Origin of the sequence: Mycobacterium heidelbergense (assembly GCF_050205645.1) — a bacterium.
Classification (GTDB): domain Bacteria; phylum Actinomycetota; class Actinomycetes; order Mycobacteriales; family Mycobacteriaceae; genus Mycobacterium; species Mycobacterium heidelbergense_A.
In genome coordinates this window covers 1-17,055 of sequence record NZ_JBNMQT010000034.1, presented here as the reverse complement: position 1 = coordinate 17,055, position 17,055 = coordinate 1, and the positions used below count along the sequence as shown (strand labels likewise).

The 17,055-nt window shown below is 67.4% G+C and carries 14 protein-coding genes; 4 read left to right on the top strand and 10 right to left on the bottom strand.

What is annotated here, in order from left to right; all coding sequences use genetic code 11:
• The first annotated feature begins 10 nt into the window (after positions 1-10).
• Positions 11-1,594, top strand: a complete 1,584-nt coding sequence (locus ACQI5H_RS23395) for a purple acid phosphatase family protein (protein WP_427081673.1) — start codon at positions 11-13, stop codon at positions 1,592-1,594.
• Here the strand turns inward: ACQI5H_RS23395 and ACQI5H_RS23390 are convergent.
• Positions 1,591-2,616, bottom strand: coding sequence for an Rv2578c family radical SAM protein (locus ACQI5H_RS23390; protein WP_427081672.1), 1,026 nt, complete (start codon positions 2,614-2,616; stop codon positions 1,591-1,593). The genes ACQI5H_RS23395 and ACQI5H_RS23390 overlap by 4 nt on opposite strands.
• A 197-nt stretch (positions 2,617-2,813) precedes the next feature.
• On the opposite strand from ACQI5H_RS23390, the gene ACQI5H_RS23385 reads away from it, so the two are divergent.
• Complete coding sequence (locus ACQI5H_RS23385; protein ID WP_427081671.1) at positions 2,814-3,797, top strand: sulfotransferase family protein; 984 nt, start codon at positions 2,814-2,816, stop codon at positions 3,795-3,797.
• Positions 3,798-3,837: 40 nt separating this feature from the next.
• Here ACQI5H_RS23385 and ACQI5H_RS23380 read toward each other — a convergent pair whose 3' ends face one another.
• The 4 genes from ACQI5H_RS23380 to ACQI5H_RS23365 form a co-directional block, all read right to left on the bottom strand.
• Positions 3,838-4,605, bottom strand: coding sequence for a cell division protein DivIVA (locus ACQI5H_RS23380; protein ID WP_427081688.1), 768 nt, complete (start codon positions 4,603-4,605; stop codon positions 3,838-3,840).
• A gap of 221 nt (positions 4,606-4,826) precedes the next feature.
• Complete coding sequence (locus ACQI5H_RS23375) at positions 4,827-5,099, bottom strand: hypothetical protein (protein WP_427081670.1); 273 nt, start codon at positions 5,097-5,099, stop codon at positions 4,827-4,829.
• A 20-nt stretch (positions 5,100-5,119) separates the two neighbouring features.
• Positions 5,120-6,388 (bottom strand): histidine--tRNA ligase, encoded by a 1,269-nt coding sequence (hisS, locus tag ACQI5H_RS23370; protein WP_427081669.1) that lies wholly within the window; start codon positions 6,386-6,388, stop codon positions 5,120-5,122.
• Positions 6,385-7,047 carry an MBL fold metallo-hydrolase gene (locus ACQI5H_RS23365; protein WP_427081668.1) on the bottom strand — a complete coding sequence of 221 codons (663 nt, stop codon included), beginning with the start codon at positions 7,045-7,047 and terminating at the stop codon, positions 6,385-6,387. Before ACQI5H_RS23365 ends, hisS begins: the two co-directional genes overlap by 4 nt.
• A gap of 107 nt (positions 7,048-7,154) precedes the next feature.
• Here ACQI5H_RS23365 and ACQI5H_RS23360 point away from each other — a divergent pair, with 107 nt between their 5' ends.
• Positions 7,155-8,048: a peptidylprolyl isomerase gene (locus ACQI5H_RS23360; RefSeq protein WP_427081667.1), complete on the top strand. Its 894-nt coding sequence runs from the start codon at positions 7,155-7,157 to the stop codon at positions 8,046-8,048.
• 138 nt (positions 8,049-8,186) lie between these two features.
• Positions 8,187-9,914 (top strand): protein kinase domain-containing protein, encoded by a 1,728-nt coding sequence (locus ACQI5H_RS23355; RefSeq protein ID WP_427081687.1) that lies wholly within the window; start codon positions 8,187-8,189, stop codon positions 9,912-9,914.
• A 21-nt stretch (positions 9,915-9,935) separates the two neighbouring features.
• Here the strand turns inward: ACQI5H_RS23355 and ACQI5H_RS23350 are convergent, their stop codons facing one another.
• From ACQI5H_RS23350 to secD, 5 genes are all read right to left on the bottom strand, one after another.
• Positions 9,936-12,323, bottom strand: a complete 2,388-nt coding sequence (locus tag ACQI5H_RS23350) for a RelA/SpoT family protein (protein ID WP_427081666.1) — start codon at positions 12,321-12,323, stop codon at positions 9,936-9,938.
• 24 nt (positions 12,324-12,347) lie between these two features.
• Positions 12,348-12,866 carry an adenine phosphoribosyltransferase gene (locus ACQI5H_RS23345; RefSeq protein ID WP_427081665.1) on the bottom strand — a complete coding sequence of 173 codons (519 nt, stop codon included), beginning with the start codon at positions 12,864-12,866 and terminating at the stop codon, positions 12,348-12,350.
• Between the two features lie 31 nt (positions 12,867-12,897).
• On the bottom strand, positions 12,898-14,532 hold the full coding sequence (locus ACQI5H_RS23340) for an ABC transporter substrate-binding protein (protein WP_427081686.1): 1,635 nt from the start codon (positions 14,530-14,532) through the stop codon (positions 12,898-12,900).
• 25 nt (positions 14,533-14,557) lie between these two features.
• The gene (gene secF, locus ACQI5H_RS23335; protein WP_427081664.1) at positions 14,558-15,832 is read right to left on the bottom strand and encodes a protein translocase subunit SecF; all 1,275 of its coding nucleotides are present in this window, start codon (positions 15,830-15,832) and stop codon (positions 14,558-14,560) included.
• 3 nt (positions 15,833-15,835) lie between these two features.
• The coding region (secD, locus tag ACQI5H_RS23330) for a protein translocase subunit SecD (protein ID WP_427081663.1) at positions 15,836-17,055 on the bottom strand (1,220 nt) is incomplete at its 5' end.

Below are 17,055 nucleotides of genomic sequence, written 5' to 3'. Positions count from 1 at the left end.
TGAAGCAACCATGAGCGGCGACCCGGAGCGTGCCGGCGGCATCAGCCGCCGGCGGCTGCTCACTTCGACCGCGGCCTCCGCGGTGCTCGGCGGCGTCGGGGCCGGCGGGGCGGCGCTGTTGTGGTCTGGCCACGCGCATCCCCGCGGCCCGGCGCTGTGGTACCAGCCGGATCGCGGCGGGGCGCCGCCGGTCGCCGGGCTGCACCTGCAATTCGGCAAGAACGCCGCCACCGAGGTGGTGGTGTCGTGGCACAGTACCGAGGCCGTCCGCAATCCGCGCGTCCTGCTGGGCACCCCGGCGTCGGGATTCGGGCGCACCGTGGCGGCCGAAACGCGCACGTATCGGGACGCCAAGTCCAACACCGAGGTTCGCGTCAACCACGCCCGCCTGACGAACCTGACCCCGGAGACCGACTACATCTACGCCGCGGTGCACGACGGCGCCGAGCCGGAACCCGGGACGGTACGCACCGCGCCGGTGGGGCGAAAACCGCTGCGCTTCACCAGCTTCGGCGATCAGTCCACCCCGACGCTGGACAAGCTGCCCAGCGGCTACGGCACGGACAACATCGGCTCACCCGCGGCCGGGGACACCACGCTGGCGATCGAACGGCTCGGCCCGCTGTTCAACCTGGTCAACGGCGACTTGTGCTACGCCAACCTGGCGCAGGACCGAATCCGCACCTGGTCGAACTGGTTCGAGAACAACACCCGCTCGGCGCGCTATCGGCCGTGGATGCCCGCGGCGGGCAATCACGAGAACGAATTGGGCAACGGGCCAATCGGATACGGCGCGTATCAAACGTACTTCCAGGTACCCGATTCGGGATCCAGCCCGGAGATGCGCGGCATGTGGTACTCCTTCACCGCCGGCTCGGTGCGCGTGATCAGCCTCAACAACGACGACATCGCCTACCAGGACGGCGGCAACTTCTATGTGCACGGCTACTCCGGTGGCGAGCAAAAGCGCTGGCTTGCCAGCGAACTCGCCGCGGCGCGGCGCGATGCCGACATCGACTGGGTTGTTGTGTGCATGCATCAGACGGCGATCTCCACCGCCGACCGCCGCAACGGCGCCGACCTCGGCATCCGCGAGGAATGGCTGCCGTTGTTCGATCAGTATCAGGTCGATCTGGTGCTGTGCGGCCACGAACACCACTACGAGCGGTCACATCCGCTGCGCGGAACGCTGGGCACCGATACCCGGACACCGAGGCCAGTCGAGACCCGCTCCGATCTCATCGACGCGACCCGGGGCACGGTGCACCTCGTCATCGGTGGGGGCGGCACCTCCGCGCCGTCCAACGGCCTGTTCTTCGCCCGGCCACTATGCCGCGTGTTGACGGGGGTCGGCGCGTTCGATCCGGCGATCGGGCGCAAGCCACCGATCTATGCGATCGAAGACGCGCCGTGGTCGGCCTTCCGCGACCGCGACAATCCTTACGGCTTCGTGGCTTTCGACGTCGATCCGGGCCAACCCGGCGGCAACACCTCGATCAAGGCGACGTATTACGCGCTGCGCGGGTTGTTCGGGACGGTCACCGTCGTCGACCAGTTCACGCTCACCAAGCCGCGTGGCGACAAGCCGGCCTAAAACAGCGTCGGCTGAACGGGTTTGGCGACCGCGGGCGCGGCAGCCCGCGGGAGCGGGCGGTGATCGCCGCCGAGCCGATGTTTCGCGATCAGCGGCGCGGCCCGTTCACGCAACATGTCGCGATAGCCGGACGGCAGGTATGCGCCGCGGCGGTAGAGGTCGCGATAGCGGCCGACCAGTTCGGGATGCGAGCGGGCCAGCCACGACATGAACCAGCCACGCGTCGAGCCACGCAGGTGCAGGCCGAAGACCGTGACGCCGGTGGCCCCCGCGGCGGCGATCTGGCCAAGCAGCCCGTCGAGGTGCTCGACGGAGTCGGTGAGATGTGGCAGCACCGGCGCGACCATCACATGGCAGTCCCGGCCGGCGTCGCGGATCGCGGTGATGAGACCCAGCCGGGCCTGCGGGGTGGGGGTGCCGGGCTCGACGTCGCGGTGCAGTTCGGCGTCGGCCACCGCCAGCGACACCGCGACCGACACCGGAACCTGTTGGGCCGCTTCGGCGATCAGCGGGAGGTCGCGGCGCAGCAGCGTGCCCTTGGTCAGGATCGACAGCGGCGTGCCCGAACCGGCGAGGGCGCCGATGATGCCCGGCATCAGCGCGTAGCGGCCCTCGGCGCGCTGGTAGGGATCGGTGTTGGTGCCGAGCGCGACGGTCTCGCGGCGCCACGACGGGCGGCGCAGCTCCCGGCGCAGCACTTCGGCGACGTTGGTCTTGACTACCACCTGGGTGTCGAAGTCGGTGCCGCAGTCGAAGTCCAGGTATTCGTGGGTGGGGCGCGCGAAGCAGTAGCGGCAGGCGTGCGAGCAGCCGCGATAGCCGTTGACGGTGTAGCGGAACGGCAGCGCCGAGGCATCGGGCACCTTGTTCAGTGCGGACTTACACAGCACCTCGTGAAAGGTGATCCCGTCGAACTGCGGGGCGCGCACGCTTCGGACGAAGCCGATCCGCTGCAGTCCGGGCAGGGCCCCGTCGTCGACGGGCTGCCCGTTGACCGCGACGGCCTGGGTAGCCCACCGCATCCATTCATTCGAACACTCGTTCGATAGAGAGTCAAGCGGATTCGCCGCGGTGCGGCCTAACGCTTAGGCCACCTCGAAACCGCCCATGCTGTGAATCAGTTATGTAAAGCGAAAGCGTCTGAAAATTCGCCGAATCACACACCGCTGGTATGTAGCATTGCCGCACCCGATGGCCGCTGGGAGGGGGATAGCCCAGGATGCAGAGATGTGATGAGACCCTCGCCGCACCGCGCGGGCCTGGTGACCGCCCGGTCCTTTTGTTCGTGTTGGGGATGAACCGGTCCGGCACGTCGGCACTCACGCGGGTTCTCTCGCTGTGCGGCGGTGCGCTTCCCGACCGGCTGGTGGGCGCCATGGGAGACAATCCCCGGGGTCATTGGGAGCCGCGCGAGGCCAACTGCCTCAACGAAGCGATCCTGCGCCGCCACCGCAGCACCATGTTCGACCCGACGCTGCGCCTACAGGAGCAAGGCGTGTTGGACGGCAAGACAAAGGCCGCCTGCATCACCGAGATCAAGGCGTTTCTCGCCACGTTGCCGGCCGCGCCGCTGGTGGTGATCAAGGACCCGAGGATCACGGTGCTGTCGGACGTGTGGTTCGAGGCGGCGCGCCTTGCCGGGTTCGACGTCGTGGCCGTCATAGCGGTGCGGCATCCACAGGAAGTCATCGCCTCGGTCGCGGTCAGCGCTGGACTCTCGCCGGAGTTGTCGAGTGCCCTGTGGCTCAGATTCAATCTCGTGGCCGAGAAAGACACCCGCGGCACGCCGCGCGTGTTTGTCGATTACGCCAACCTTCTCGATGACTGGCGCCGGGAGATCAAGCGGATTTCCGCTGCGCTGTCCATTGATCTCAACCACCGCGACGAGGGCGCCATCGAGGAGTTTCTCCATCGCGATCTGCACCGCCAGCGCCACTCCGGCCCCGTGGTGGAGCCCTTCGGCACGGACTGGATCTGCACCGTCTACCGCACGCTGAACGCGGCCGCGTGCGACAAGCCCTGGGACGAGTCCGCACTCGACCGGGTCTTCGAGGCGTATCGCGCCAGCGAACTGTGTTTCCGAACGGTGTTCGAGGATTTCCGCCGCTACCGCAAGCTCAACCGGCTCGTCCCGCCATCGATCTTCAAGCTGTTCCTCGAGACCGCCGCGCTGGCGCACCGGCGGCGCGAAACGTGGGCCTAGCTGGGCGCAACCTGGGCACTGCCCCCTCGTCGACGGGTTGCTAGAAGCCGGAGGGCAGGCGACTGACGTTGGGATCCAACGGCACCACAACGCTGGCCTCCGGCGGATTCTGTCGGTCTTGGTATGCCGACTCAAGAGCGGCCGGAAACCCTTCCAGGCCGCGGTACACGCCCACCAATTGCTCCAGGATCTTGATTCGTTGCTGACTCGCCTCGTCGACCGTCCGCCGGGCCTGCTCCCGATACTTATCAGCCCCCTGCTTGGCGTCGGCGAGCAGCTGCTCATGTTCCCGTCGGGCGGTGTTCCACGCGTCCTCTATCGCCGATTGCGTCTCGGCGCGCATCGCGGCCAGTTCGGCGTCTTGCTTCTTTTTGGTTTCCTCGTACTCGGCATCTAGGGCTTTTCGCTGCGCGGCTATATCCGCCAACAGCTCCTTGTATTTCCGCTGCGCGGCCTCGTTCTTGGCTTCGGCCGCAGCGATCAGCGCCTCTGACTCGGCGCGCGCCTCGGCTTGCATCTCGGAAACCTCGTTGATCGTGCGCTGCAGCATCGCGGCGATCCGCTGTTGCATCGCGTACGGTGCCGGTGAACTGTCGGTAAGGGCGGCGACCTCATCCCTGAGGACAGTGACCTCGATCCGCAGCGCGGCTGCTTCATCGCCGGATTCTTTCAGCCGCTCCCTCAGGCTCTCGACTTCCTCGAACAGCAACTGCTGCTTAGTGATCGACTTCTCGATATAGGCATCAACCGCGGCCGGATCGTAGCCCCTAAACATGCGAGCGAATGTCGTAGCGGATTCGGTTATCACTGCCATTCCCCCTTCTGACTGAAAACGCATGTAGACCCGGGGAGATCGGTTCAGGGTCAAGTATTCCACGGTCATGCGTCCGCCGGAATAAGCCGTTTTCTCCAGCCTTCGCTATTCGTCACATTTGAGCGCTTTTGGACCCAACCCTTGCGGCATCGTCAACGCCAAAACAAACGCGCCAAACGTGCGCACCTATGCCGGCCGTCAATTTCGCGATCCGGCTAAGTTAGGCCGTCCTCCAGGTAGCGCAGCGCGTATCTGCATTGCGGCTCGGATTCGATCTCCGACTGCCAGGTGGCCCGCTCTTGGATCGCTTCCGTCGATCCGTAAACCCGCCGGTTGCATCCGGGGCAAGTCAGGAGTGTGTACATTTTGTCGCCGCCGCGTGGCCATTCCTCGAGCGCCTCGCCGGGTAGCTCGATCCCAATGGACCGGTGCTCAATGCTCTGGATCAATTGGCCGGCGACGTGTCCCTCGGGGCACACCAGGTCCATGGTTCGTAATCCCTTGTCGATCATTTGCGGTGCCCGAAGCGCGAAAGTACCTCGGCGACAACGGAATCCACCGGCACTGAGATCTGCTCACCCGATCCGAGGTCCTTGACTCCGACCGTGCCGGCCTCGAGATCACGGTCGCCCGCAACCAGCGCGAGGTGGGCGCCGGAACGGTCCGCAGCACGCATCGCGCCCTTGAGCCCGCGGTCGCCGTAGGCCATGTCGACTCGGACGCCGGACGCGCGCAGCTGCCCGGCCAGCACCGCGAGCCGCAGCTTGGCCGGCTCGCTCAGCGGCACACAGAACACGTCGCAGCGCGTCGTCTCCCCCACGCTCTTGCCCTCGGCCCGCAACGCCAGCAGGGTCCGGTCCACGCCGAGCCCAAATCCGATGCCGGACAAGTCTTGTCCGCCCAGCTCGCGCATCAGGCCGTCGTAGCGACCGCCGCCGCCGATGCCGGATTGCGCGCCGAGGCCGTCGTGCACGAACTCGAACGTGGTCTTGGTGTAGTAGTCCAGGCCTCGCACCATCCGCGGGTTGAGGACGTACGGCACGCCCAGCGCGTCCAGGTGCGCCAGCACGCTGTCGAAATGCTGCTTGGCCACATCGGAGAGGTGATCGAGCAGGACCGGCGCGTCGGCCGTCATCGCCCGCACCTCGGGGCGTTTGTCGTCGAGCACCCGCAACGGGTTGAGCTCGGCACGTCGCCGGGTTTCCTCGTCGAGGTCGAGCCCAAACAGGAAGTCCTGCAACAGTTCCCGGTATTGCGGGCGGCAGCTGTCGTCGCCCAGCGAGGTGATTTCCAGCCGGAATCCGTCCAGACCCAGCGAGCGGAACCCGGCGTCGGCGACGGCGATGACCTCGGCGTCCAGCGCGGGATCGTCGACACCGATCGCCTCCACGCCCACCTGCTGCAGCTGGCGATAGCGCCCGGCCTGTGGACGCTCGTAGCGGAAGAACGGGCCCGCATAACACAGCTTCACCGGCAGCGCGCCGCGGTCCAGGCCGTGTTCGATCACCGCCCGCACCACCGAGGCCGTGCCCTCGGGCCGCAGCGTCACCGAGCGGTTACCGCGGTCGGCGAAGGTGTACATCTCCTTGGACACCACGTCGGTGGATTCGCCGACGCCGCGCGCGAACAGCGCGGTGTCCTCGAAAATGGGCAGCTCGACGTCGCCGTACCCGGCCCGGCGGGCGGCGGCGAGCAACCCGTCACGCACCGCGACGAACTGCGCCGACTCCGGCGGGACATAGTCCGGCACCCCCTTGGGCGCAACAAACTCCGTCACGAGCTCAGGCCTTCGAGGAACGGGTTGAAACGTCGTTCGGCACCGATCGTGGTGGAGTTGCCGTGCCCCGGCAGCACCACCGTGGCGTCATCGAGAACCAGCAATTTGTCGACGATCGAGGTCAGCAGGTCGCGGCCGCTGCCCCCGAACAGGTCGGTGCGCCCGATCGAGCGCTCGAACAACGTGTCGCCGGTGAACACCACGTCCTTGTCGGAGGCGACCCGAAACACCACCGATCCGCGGGTGTGCCCGGGCGTGTGATCGACATTGACCGTCACGCTGCCCAGATCGATCTTGTCGCCGTCACGATCCAGCTCGACCACCTGCTTGGGTTCGCGGAAGAACGCACCGGCCACCACCTGGGCCAGCCGCGGGCCCAGGCCGTAGATCGGGTCTTTCAGCATGAACCGGTCCTCGGGATGAATGTAGGTCGGGCAGCCGAAGGTGTCGGAAACCTTCTGCGCGGACCACATGTGGTCGATGTGACCGTGGGTGAGCAACACCGCCGCGGGAGTCAGCCGGTTCTCATCGAGGATGCGCCGCAGCGGGCCCATCGCCCGCTGCCCGGGGTCGACGATGACGCAATCCGTCCCGGGCCGTTCGGCCAGCACGTAGCAGTTGCACTGCAACACCCCGGCGGGAAATCCGGTGATCAACACGGTTCCCAGTTTCCCACGGGGGCCCGGTTGACACCGGGCACCGCGCCCACATTAGCCTGAGCAGGCAAGTTGGCCCCGACTGAAGCAACCATGGAGGCATACCGGCCGTGCCGACCAACGAACAGCGACGTGCGACAGCCAAGCGCAAACTCGAACGGCAGCTGGAGCGCCGCCAGAAGCAAGCCAAACGGCGCCGGATCGCGCTCATCGCCGGTGGCTCGATCGTGGCAGTGGCGATCGTCGCCGCCGTCGTGATCGCCGTGGTCAACAGCAAAAGCGAACACAAGAACACCACCGCCGCGACGACCACCCCGGCCAGCAGCTCGGCGCCGGCCACGACGGCCGCTCCGCAGACGGGCCAGGTTGCGCCGTTGCCGCCGTTCAAGCCGACGGCCACCACCGGCGCCAACTGTCAGTACCCGGCATCGCCGGACCCGGCCGCCAAGCCGGTCAAGCCGCCGCGGACCGGCAAGATTCCGACCGACCCGGCCCAAGTCAGCGCTAGCATGGCGACCAGTCAGGGCAACATCGGCTTGATGTTGGCCAACAACGAATCACCTTGCACGGTCAACAGTTTCGCGAGCCTGATAGGCCAGAAATACTTCGACAACACCAAATGCCACCGGCTGACCACCTCGGACACGCTGGCCGTCCTGCAATGCGGCGACCCCAAGGGCGATGGCAGCGGCGGCCCCGGCTACCAATTCGCCAACGAGTACCCGACCGACCAGTACCCGCCGAACGATCCGAAGCTGCGGGAGCCGGTCGTCTACCCGCGCGGCACGCTGGCCATGGCTAACGCCGGACCGGGCACCAACGGCAGCCAATTCTTCATGGTCTACAAGGACTCTCAGCTACCGCCGCAATACACCGTCTTCGGCACCATCCAGGCCGACGGGCTGGCGACCCTCGACAAGATCGCCAAGGCCGGCGTCTCCGGCGGCGGCGAGGACGGGGCGCCCAACAGCGAGGTCACCATCAAGTCGCTGCTGCTGGACTAAACCCTCAAGCGGCGCAACATTAATCGCGCTTTGTTGGCGCGATTCCCACGACCGGCGCGGTCGAAAGTTTATGGTCGTTGCGTGGGGAAGGAATCATTCGGCCATTACCAGTTGCTGGATGTCTTGGGTCGCGGCGGAATGGGACAGGTCTTCCGCGCCTACGACGCCAGCACCGATCGGGTAGTCGCCCTCAAGGTGCTGCCCACCCATCTCGCCCAAGACGCGGAGTTCCAGGAACGCTTCCGGCGCGAGGCACGCATCGCGGCAAGCCTCAACGACCCACACGTGGTGCCGATCCACAATTACGGCGAGATCGACGGTCAGCTGTATGTCGACATGCGGCTGATCGAGGGCCGCGACCTGGCGCAGTACATCAAGGAGAACGGCGGGCGACTCAGCCCACAGCGCGCGGTCGCGGTGATCGAACAGGTTGCGGCGGCGCTGGATAGCGCCCACCAGGTGGGGTTGATTCATCGCGATATCAAGCCGACGAACATCTTGCTCACCAACGCGCGAGATTTCGTCTACCTGATCGACTTCGGGATCGCGCGCACGGCCGCCGACACCGCGCTCACCCACACCGGACACACGATGGGCACCGTGGCGTACATGGCGCCCGAGCGTTTCCGCGGCAGCACCGACCACCGCGCCGACGTGTATTCGTTGGCCTGCGTGCTGCACGAATCCTTGACCGGCGTCCGCCCTTTCGTGGGCGACAGCCTCGAAGAGCAGCTCAACGGGCACCTGAACACCCCGCCGCCGCGAGCCTCCATCACCGCCCCCGACGTGCCGCCGGCCCTCGATGCGGTGGTCGCCCGGGGGATGGCGAAGGACGTCGACGAGCGGTACCAGACCGCGATCGAACTGGCGGAAGACGCCAAGGCCGCGCTGGTCGGCACGGGCATTATGGCGGCGCCCGGTCCGGCGCCGTCGTCGCAAACACCGCTGCCGCCCCCAGCCACGCCGTCCGCTCCGGTGCCGTCCGCGCCGGCAGCCGAGGTCGACCCGCGGCCGGCGTATCACCCACCGACGCACTCAAGACGTCTGGTCTTCGGCATCGTCGGTGCGTCGGTGCTGGCGCTGGCAGCGGTGACGGCCCTGGTCATCGCGCTGGTGACCCACAGCGACACCCCCGCGAAAAACAGCGCGGCGTCCACGGCGCCCACCGGGGGCAGGCCAACGAACCGCGCCCGCACCCCCAAACCGTCGGAGTCGGTCGCCCCGAGCGTGCCCCAGCTGCCGGCGTTTGCGCCGCCGGCCGACCTGGGCGCCAACTGCCAGTACCCCGCCGCGCCGGATCCGGCGAGCAAGCCTGTGACCCCGCCCCCGACCGGCAGGGTGTCCACCGAGCCCGCCGAGATCCCGGCCACCATCTCCACCAATTTCGGGAACATCGGCATCCGGCTCGCCAACAACAAGTCGCCGTGCGCGGTGAACAGCTTCACCAGCCTGGTGCGGCAACAGTTCTTCGACAACACCGAGTGCGGCCGGCTGAGCAACATGGCGGACGGGGGCCTGTTGCTGTGCGGCGGCCCGGACAACGAGGGCACCGGCGGTCCCGGCTACGAATACGCCGACGAATACCCCGCCAATCAGTACCCGGCCGGCGACCCCGCGCTGCGGGCGGCCGTGGTGTACCCGCGTGGCACCATCACCATGGCCAACAACGGGCCCAACACCAACGGCAGCCAGTTCAATCTGGTGTTCAAGGACACCGACATGGAGCCGATCTACACGGTGCTGGGCACGATCGACGAAGCGGGCCTGGAGACGATCGACAAGATCGCCAAGGGGGGCATCGCCGGCAATCGGGACGAGGGTATGCCCGCCAGCACCGTCACCATCACCTCGGTGCGCGTGGGCTGAGCCCCGTCGGAGGCGTAGGCCTTAGGCCGCCGACGTCACGCGGTAGACGTCGTAGACGCCCTCGACGTTGCGCACGACGTTGAGCAGATGCCCGAGGTGTTTGGGGTCGCCCATCTCGAAGGTGAACCGGCTGATCGCCACCCGGTCACCGGACGTGGTGACCGACGCCGAGAGGATGTTCACCTTCTCGTCGGCCAGCACCCGCGTCACGTCCGAGAGCAGCCGGTGCCGGTCGAGCGCCTCGACCTGGATGGCCACCAGAAATACCGACGACGGCGACGGAGCCCAGAGCACCTCGATGATGCGCTCGGCCTGCTGCTGCAGCGACGCCGCGTTGGTGCAGTCGGTGCGGTGCACGCTGACCCCGCCGCCGCGGGTGACGAAGCCCATGATCTGATCGCCGGGCACCGGCGTGCAGCATTTGGCCAGCTTGGTCAGCACACCCGGCGCTCCGGGAACCGAGACGCCGACATCGTCGGTGCTGCGCGGGCGTCGCAGCATGGTCGTCGGCGTGGACCGCTCGGCCAGCTCCTCTTCGGCCTGATCGATCCCGCCGAGCTCGGCCAGCAGCCGCTGCACGACGTGCCGGGCCGAGACGTGTCCCTCACCGATCGCGGTGTAGAGCGCCGACACGTCGGTGTAGTGCAGCTCGCGCGCGACCGCGGCCATCGACTCGCCATTCACCAAGCGCTGCAACGGAAGTCCGCCGCGGCGTACCTCGCGGGCCATCGCCTCCTTGCCGGCCTCCAGCGCTTCTTCGCGGCGCTCCTTGGCGAACCACTGCCGTATCTTCGTTTTGGCGCGCGGCGAGACCACGAACTGCTGCCAGTCGCGCGAGGGCCCCGCGTTGGGCGCCTTGGAGGTGAAAACCTCGACGACTTCGCCGTTTTCGAGCTTGCGCTCCAGCGCCACCAGGCGCCCGTTCACCCGGGCGCCGATGCAGCGGTGGCCGACCTCGGTGTGCACCGCGTAGGCGAAGTCCACCGGAGTCGACCCCGTCGGCAGGGTGATGACATCCCCCTTGGGGGTGAACACGAAGATCTCTTGCACCGCAAGGTCGTAGCGCAGCGACTCCAGGAACTCGCCCGGGTCCGCGGCCTCCCGTTGCCAGTCGAGCAGCTGACGCATCCAGGCCATGTCGTCGATCTCGGCGGAGGCGTGTGGATGGGGAAGACCGTTGCGGCCCTTGGTTTCTTTGTACCGCCAGTGCGCGGCGATGCCGAATTCGGCGGTGCGGTGCATGTCGCTGGTGCGGATCTGCACCTCCAGCGGCTTGCCCTCCGGACCGACGACGGTGGTGTGCAGCGACTGGTACACGCCGTATCTCGGCTGCGCGATGTAGTCCTTGAACCGCCCGGCCATCGGCTGCCACAGCGAATGCACCACGCCGACAGCCGCATAGCAGTCACGGATCTCGTCGCACAGGATGCGGATGCCGACCAGGTCGTGGATGTCGTCGAAATCGCGTCCCTTGACGATCATCTTCTGATAGATCGACCAGTAGTGCTTGGGCCGACCCTCCACCGTCGCCTTGATTTTCGACGCGTTCAGGGTGTTGACGATCTCGGAGCGGACCTTGGCCAGGTAGGTGTCCCGCGACGGCGCGCGGCCGGCGACCAGCCGGACGATCTCCTCGTACTTCTTCGGGTGCAGGATAGCGAACGCCAGGTCTTCCAGTTCCCACTTGACGCTGGCCATACCCAGCCGATGCGCCAGCGGCGCAATGACTTCCAGCGTCTCGCGGGCCTTGCGGGCCTGCTTCTCCGGCGGCAGGAAGCGCATGGTGCGCATGTTGTGCAGCCGGTCGGCGACCTTGATCACCAACACGCGGGGATCGCGGGCCATGGCGGTGATCATCTTGCGGATGGTCTCGCCCTCGGCGGCGGTGCCCAGCACCACGCGGTCCAGCTTGGTCACGCCGTCTACGAGATGGCCGACCTCTTCGCCGAATTCCTCGCTCAAAGCCTCGAGCGTGTAACCGGTGTCCTCCACGGTGTCGTGCAGCAGCGCGGCCACCAAAGTGGTGGTGTCCATGCCCAATTCGGCCAGGATGTTGGCGACCGCCAGCGGGTGGGTGATGTAGGGATCACCGGAATGCCGCAACTGGGTGGCGTGGCGCTGGTCGGCGACCTCGAATGCGCGCTGCAGCAGCTGCACGTTCGCCTTGGGATAGATCTCCCGGTGCACCGCCACCAAGGGCTCGAGCACGGGGTTGAGGGTGCTGCGCTGGGCGGTCATCCGCCGGGCCAGCCGGGCGCGCACCCGGCGGGACGCGCTGCTGGGGGTCTTCAGGGTCTCGGCCGGCGGCTCCGGCGCCTCGGGAACCGGAGGCGATGCTGGTGACTCTAAGGGCACCTCAAGGGCTTGTGCCGCGCCCTTGTCGTCCGCCACGGTGGTCACCTCCGACATCGAGGATATCGCGTAACCGCCAGGTTAGACGCAGCTCAAGCTGTGTACCGGCAATGGGGCGACGGCCTCGCGACCACCCAGTTCGGCGAGTTCGGAGACGACGACCGCCGCGATCACGTTGGCCCCGGCCTGCTCGAGCAACCGCGTCGCGGCGGCGAGGGTACCCCCGGTGGCCAGCACGTCGTCGATGAGGACGACGTTGCGGCCGTTCAGATCGATGCCGTCTGCGGGGATTTCCAGGACGGCGCTGCCGTACTCCAGGTCGTACGCCTCGGCGTGCAGCGGCGGGGGTAGTTTTCCGCCCTTGCGGATGGCCAGCACACCGGTGCCCAATCGCTCGGCGACGGCGCCCGCCACCAGGAACCCGCGGGAGTCGACGCCGGCCACCAGGTCAGCGCCGGCCGCGATCTCCGCCAACGCGTCGGTGATCGCGGCCAGCGCGTCCCGATCGGCGAACAGCGGGGTGAGGTCCTTGAACTGGACACCGGGCTTGGGAAAATCGGCCACGTTCCGGGTCAGCGACGCGATGATCTTGTCTAGCAAAGCTTCCCCCCGACGTTAGTCACCGCATCTTCTATTGTACTAGGGCCCATCTGTCCATGTTCCAGCCCGCCCCCCAGCGTGTCGGATTCGTGCTCACGGCATACGTTTTCTTCGACATCAGCAGCGTGCGCTGCTGGCGGTACAAGGGCAACGTCGGCAAATCGCCCCAAAGTACGGGAGCGCTCTCCGCCAGCAGCCTGATCCGCTCGCTGGGGTCGGCGGACACCGCGAGCGCGCCGATTATGCCGTCTATCTGGGGATTCGCGTAGCCGGACAGGTTGTTGCCGTTGCCGCTGTGCAGGTCGTAGGCGTCCATCGCCGACGACCCAGTCGAGCCGCTGCCCGCGGCGCCCCCCGTACTCGCCAGCAACACGTCGATCTTTCCGTCCTTGAGTGCCTGGGGGCCCGGGCCGTCCAGTGTGGGGTTGACGACGGTGATACCGGCCGCGGCGCACGATTTGGTGATCTCGCCGATCGTGACCGCCAGCCGCGCGTTGGGTCCGTGGTAGCCGATCCGCACCGTCAGCGGCGCGCCGTCCAGCGCAGCGCGCGCGGCGACAGCGTCCGCCTTGCCGAACGGCGCGGCCTCGGCGGCCCCGTCGCCGGCGGCGATGGCGTCGTCGGTGGCCGGGGACAGCCGCGAGTTGGCGATCGGCACGCCGGCGTCGTGTGCGATCGTGTCGCGCGGCGTGCACAGCGCCAGCGCGCGGCGGGCCTTCGCCTGCGCCAGCGGTCCCTGCGGTGCGAAGATCAGCTGCTCGATGCCGGCCGACGGCGAATCGGTGCGCTGGTAGTTGTCCGGGGTGGCCAGCGTGCCCGACGACCCGGCCGCGACGTCGACCACGTCCACGCTGTGGTTGTTGACCCGGTCCTGGATGTCGGGAGCCTGCGGCGACACGGTGATCCGTTTGGTGATGGGCTTGGGGCCCCACCACCGGTCGTTGGCGACGAGCGCCACGGCGCCGCCATCGAGGATCGACTGGATCTTGTACGGCCCCGACGACGGGAAGCGCCTGAGGTCGACCCCGGGCTTGAGGTCCCAGGTGGTGTTCCACAGCTTCGCGATCTGCGCGACCAGGCCCGCATTGTTGTTCAGCAGCGCTGTGGTCACGTCGCCGTTCAGCTGGTCGGCGATCACGTGTGACGGCATCATCGACGTCGCCGTGAACAGTTGCGTGTAGTCGACGACGCTGCGGTCCGGGACGAACGACACGCGGGCCTTCTTCTGGCCGGGCGAGCACTCGATGTTGGCGATGTCGACGTAGCCGGCGTGGGTGGCGGCGTCGAACCCGGGGAACCGCCCGGATTGCGCCGCCCACGCCAGCACCAGGTCGTCGCAGGTCACCGGTTTGCCGTCGGAGTAGACGGCGTTGTCGGCGATCTGGTAGTCGAGCACCAGCGGCGAACCGCCGACGACCGAGATGGTGCCGAAGTCGTGATCGGCGACGACCTGTCCGTCGGGGCCGTGATAGCCGAAGCCGGTCAGCGTGCGCGCGAATGCCTGCGCGCCGGCGGAGGCGGCGCCGACGACGGTATTCGTGTTGTAGGTGGGCAAGCCGCCGTCGACCACGTAGTCGATCTGCGAGGCGGCGCTGCCCGAACACGCGGTCAGCGTGCACGCCGTCGTGAGGATCACGGCCAAAGCGGCGGCAGCCGACCCCGTCAGGCTCCCCCGGCCGGCCCGCACGTGACTACCGCCGGCCGGCGTTTCGCTTGCCGGTCGGGCGCCGGGTACCGGTGGGCCGCACCGGCCGCGCCCCCGGGGCCGGCTTGTTCGATGCGGGCTTGGCGGGCGCGTCGGACGACTCAGCCACCTCAGCCGGCTCCGCGCCGTCCTCGGCCGGCTCTTCGGCGGTGTCCTCGTGCGAGGGCTTGCGCCGTCGGATCACGCGGCGGGTGTGGCCGCGCACCAGCTCGGTGCGCTCGCGCAGTGTGACCAGTAGCGGGGTGGCGAAGAAGATCGACGAGTAGGTGCCGACGATGATGCCGACCAGCTGGACCAGCGCCAGGTCCTTCAGCGTGCCGACGCCCAGCAGCCACACCGCCACCACCATCAGGGCCAGCACCGGCAGCACCCCGATCAGGCTGGTGTTGATCGAGCGCATGAAGGTCTGGTTGATCGCCAGGTTGGCCTGCTCGGCGAAGGTGCGCCGGGTGGTGTGCTGGAAACCGTGGGTGTTCTCCTCGACCTTGTCGAACACGATGACCGTGTCGTAGAGGGAGAACCCGAGGATCGTCAGCCAGCCGATGACCGTGGCCGGGGTGACCTCGAAACCCACCAGCGAGTACACGCCGGCGGTGACGGCGAGGTCGAAACACATGGTCGTCAGCGCGGAGATGGCCATATAGCGCTCGTAGCGCACCGTGATGTACAGGCTGACCAGCGCGACGAACACCACCAGCGCGATCAGCGCCTTGTTGGTGATCTGGTCGCCCCAGGTTTCCGACACCGCCGAGTCGCTGATTGCCTGCTTGCTGGGCTTACCGTCGTTGCCCTTGGGCTGGAACGTGTCGAACAGGGCATTGCGCAGTTTCGACGTTTGGTCGTTGGACAGCGTTTCCGAGCGAATCTGCACCGTGGCCGACGCGCCGCTCCCGACGATGACCACCGATTCCGCGTCGCGGCCAAGCGTCTTCCGGAAGACGTCGGACACCGAGGCGGCCGTCGCGGTGCCGCGCGGCATCGACACCGTGGTGCCACCCTTGAAGTCGATGCCGAATGTGAAGCCGCGCAGGATGATGCTGACGATCGCCACCGCGACGATCGCGCCGCTGATGCCGTACCAGAGCCGACGGCGCCCGATCACCTCGAACGCGCCGGTGCCGGTGTAGAGCCGGGTGAAGAAGCTGTGGTGCGGCAGCTGGGCGGAGGCGGCGGACGTCAGCTCGACGGCACCTTCGGTGGCTTCGGTGACTTCGACCGCGTCCGTTTCGGTCTTGCTTTTGGAGGCCTTGGAGGCAACCATGCGCTATCCCTGTCCCGTCTTCACGTGCGACGCAGCCCGGCGTTCGCGGGCGACCTGCTGCACGGCTCCCAGGCCGTTGTACGCCGGCTTGGCCAGCGTTGGAGACTTGGACGCCAGGTACACCAGCGGCCAGGTCACCAGGAACACCACCACGAGGTCGAGGATGGTGGTCAGTCCCAGGGTGAACGCGAAGCCCTTGACCTGGCCGATCGCCAGGAAGTACAGCACCGCGGCGGCCAGGAAGGTCACCGCGTTGCCCGACACCACGGTCTTGCGCGCCCGCACCCAGCCTCGTGGCACCGCCGACCGGAACGACCGGCCTTCACGGATCTCGTCTTTGATGCGTTCGAAGAACACCACGAACGAGTCGGCGGTGGTGCCGATACCGATGATCAGACCCGCGATGCCCGCCAGGTCCAGGGTGTAGTTGATATATCGGCCCAGCAACACCAGGATCGCGAAAACCATTGCGCCGGAAGCGGTTAGCGACAACGCGGTGAGCAATCCCAGCACCCGGTAATACAGCAACGAATACAGCAACACCAGGACCAATCCGATCGCGCCGGCGATCAGGCCCGCGCGCAAGGACGTCAAACCCAGTGTCGCGGAAACCGTTTGGGCCTCCGATGATTCGAAGGACAGCGGCAGCGACCCGTACTTCAGCACGTTGGCCAGCTGGCGCGCGGTGGACGCGGTGAATGGCGGATCACCGCCGGTGATCTGGGTGCGTCCGCCGGGGATGGCTTCCTGGATCATCGGGGCGCTGACGACCTGCGAGTCCAGGGTGAACGCGGTCTGGGTACCGATGTGGGCGGCGGTGAAGTCGGCCCACGTGTTTGCCGCCGCGGTCTTGAATTGCAGGTCGACGACGTAACCGAGCCCGCGCTGGTTCATGCCCGACGTGGCGTCCTGGATCTGGTCGCCGCTGATGATCGACGGCGCCAGCAGGTAGGCCATCTTGTGGTCGGTCGAGCAGGTAATCAGGGGCAGGGCCGGGTCGTCGTTGCCGGCCAGGATGTCCTCTTTGTCGCAGTGTTTGGCCTGCACTTCGAGCGCGATCGTCTGAATGTACTGATTGGTGCTCTGCCGCAACGCTTTTTGGTCGGCGATGCGCTCGGCGAGATCCTTACGCGGGTCCGGCGGCGGTGGCTCCCCCACCGGCGGGCCGGGCGGCGGCGCCGGGGGCGCGGGGCCGGGTGCGGGACTCGGCGCCGGGCCGGGAG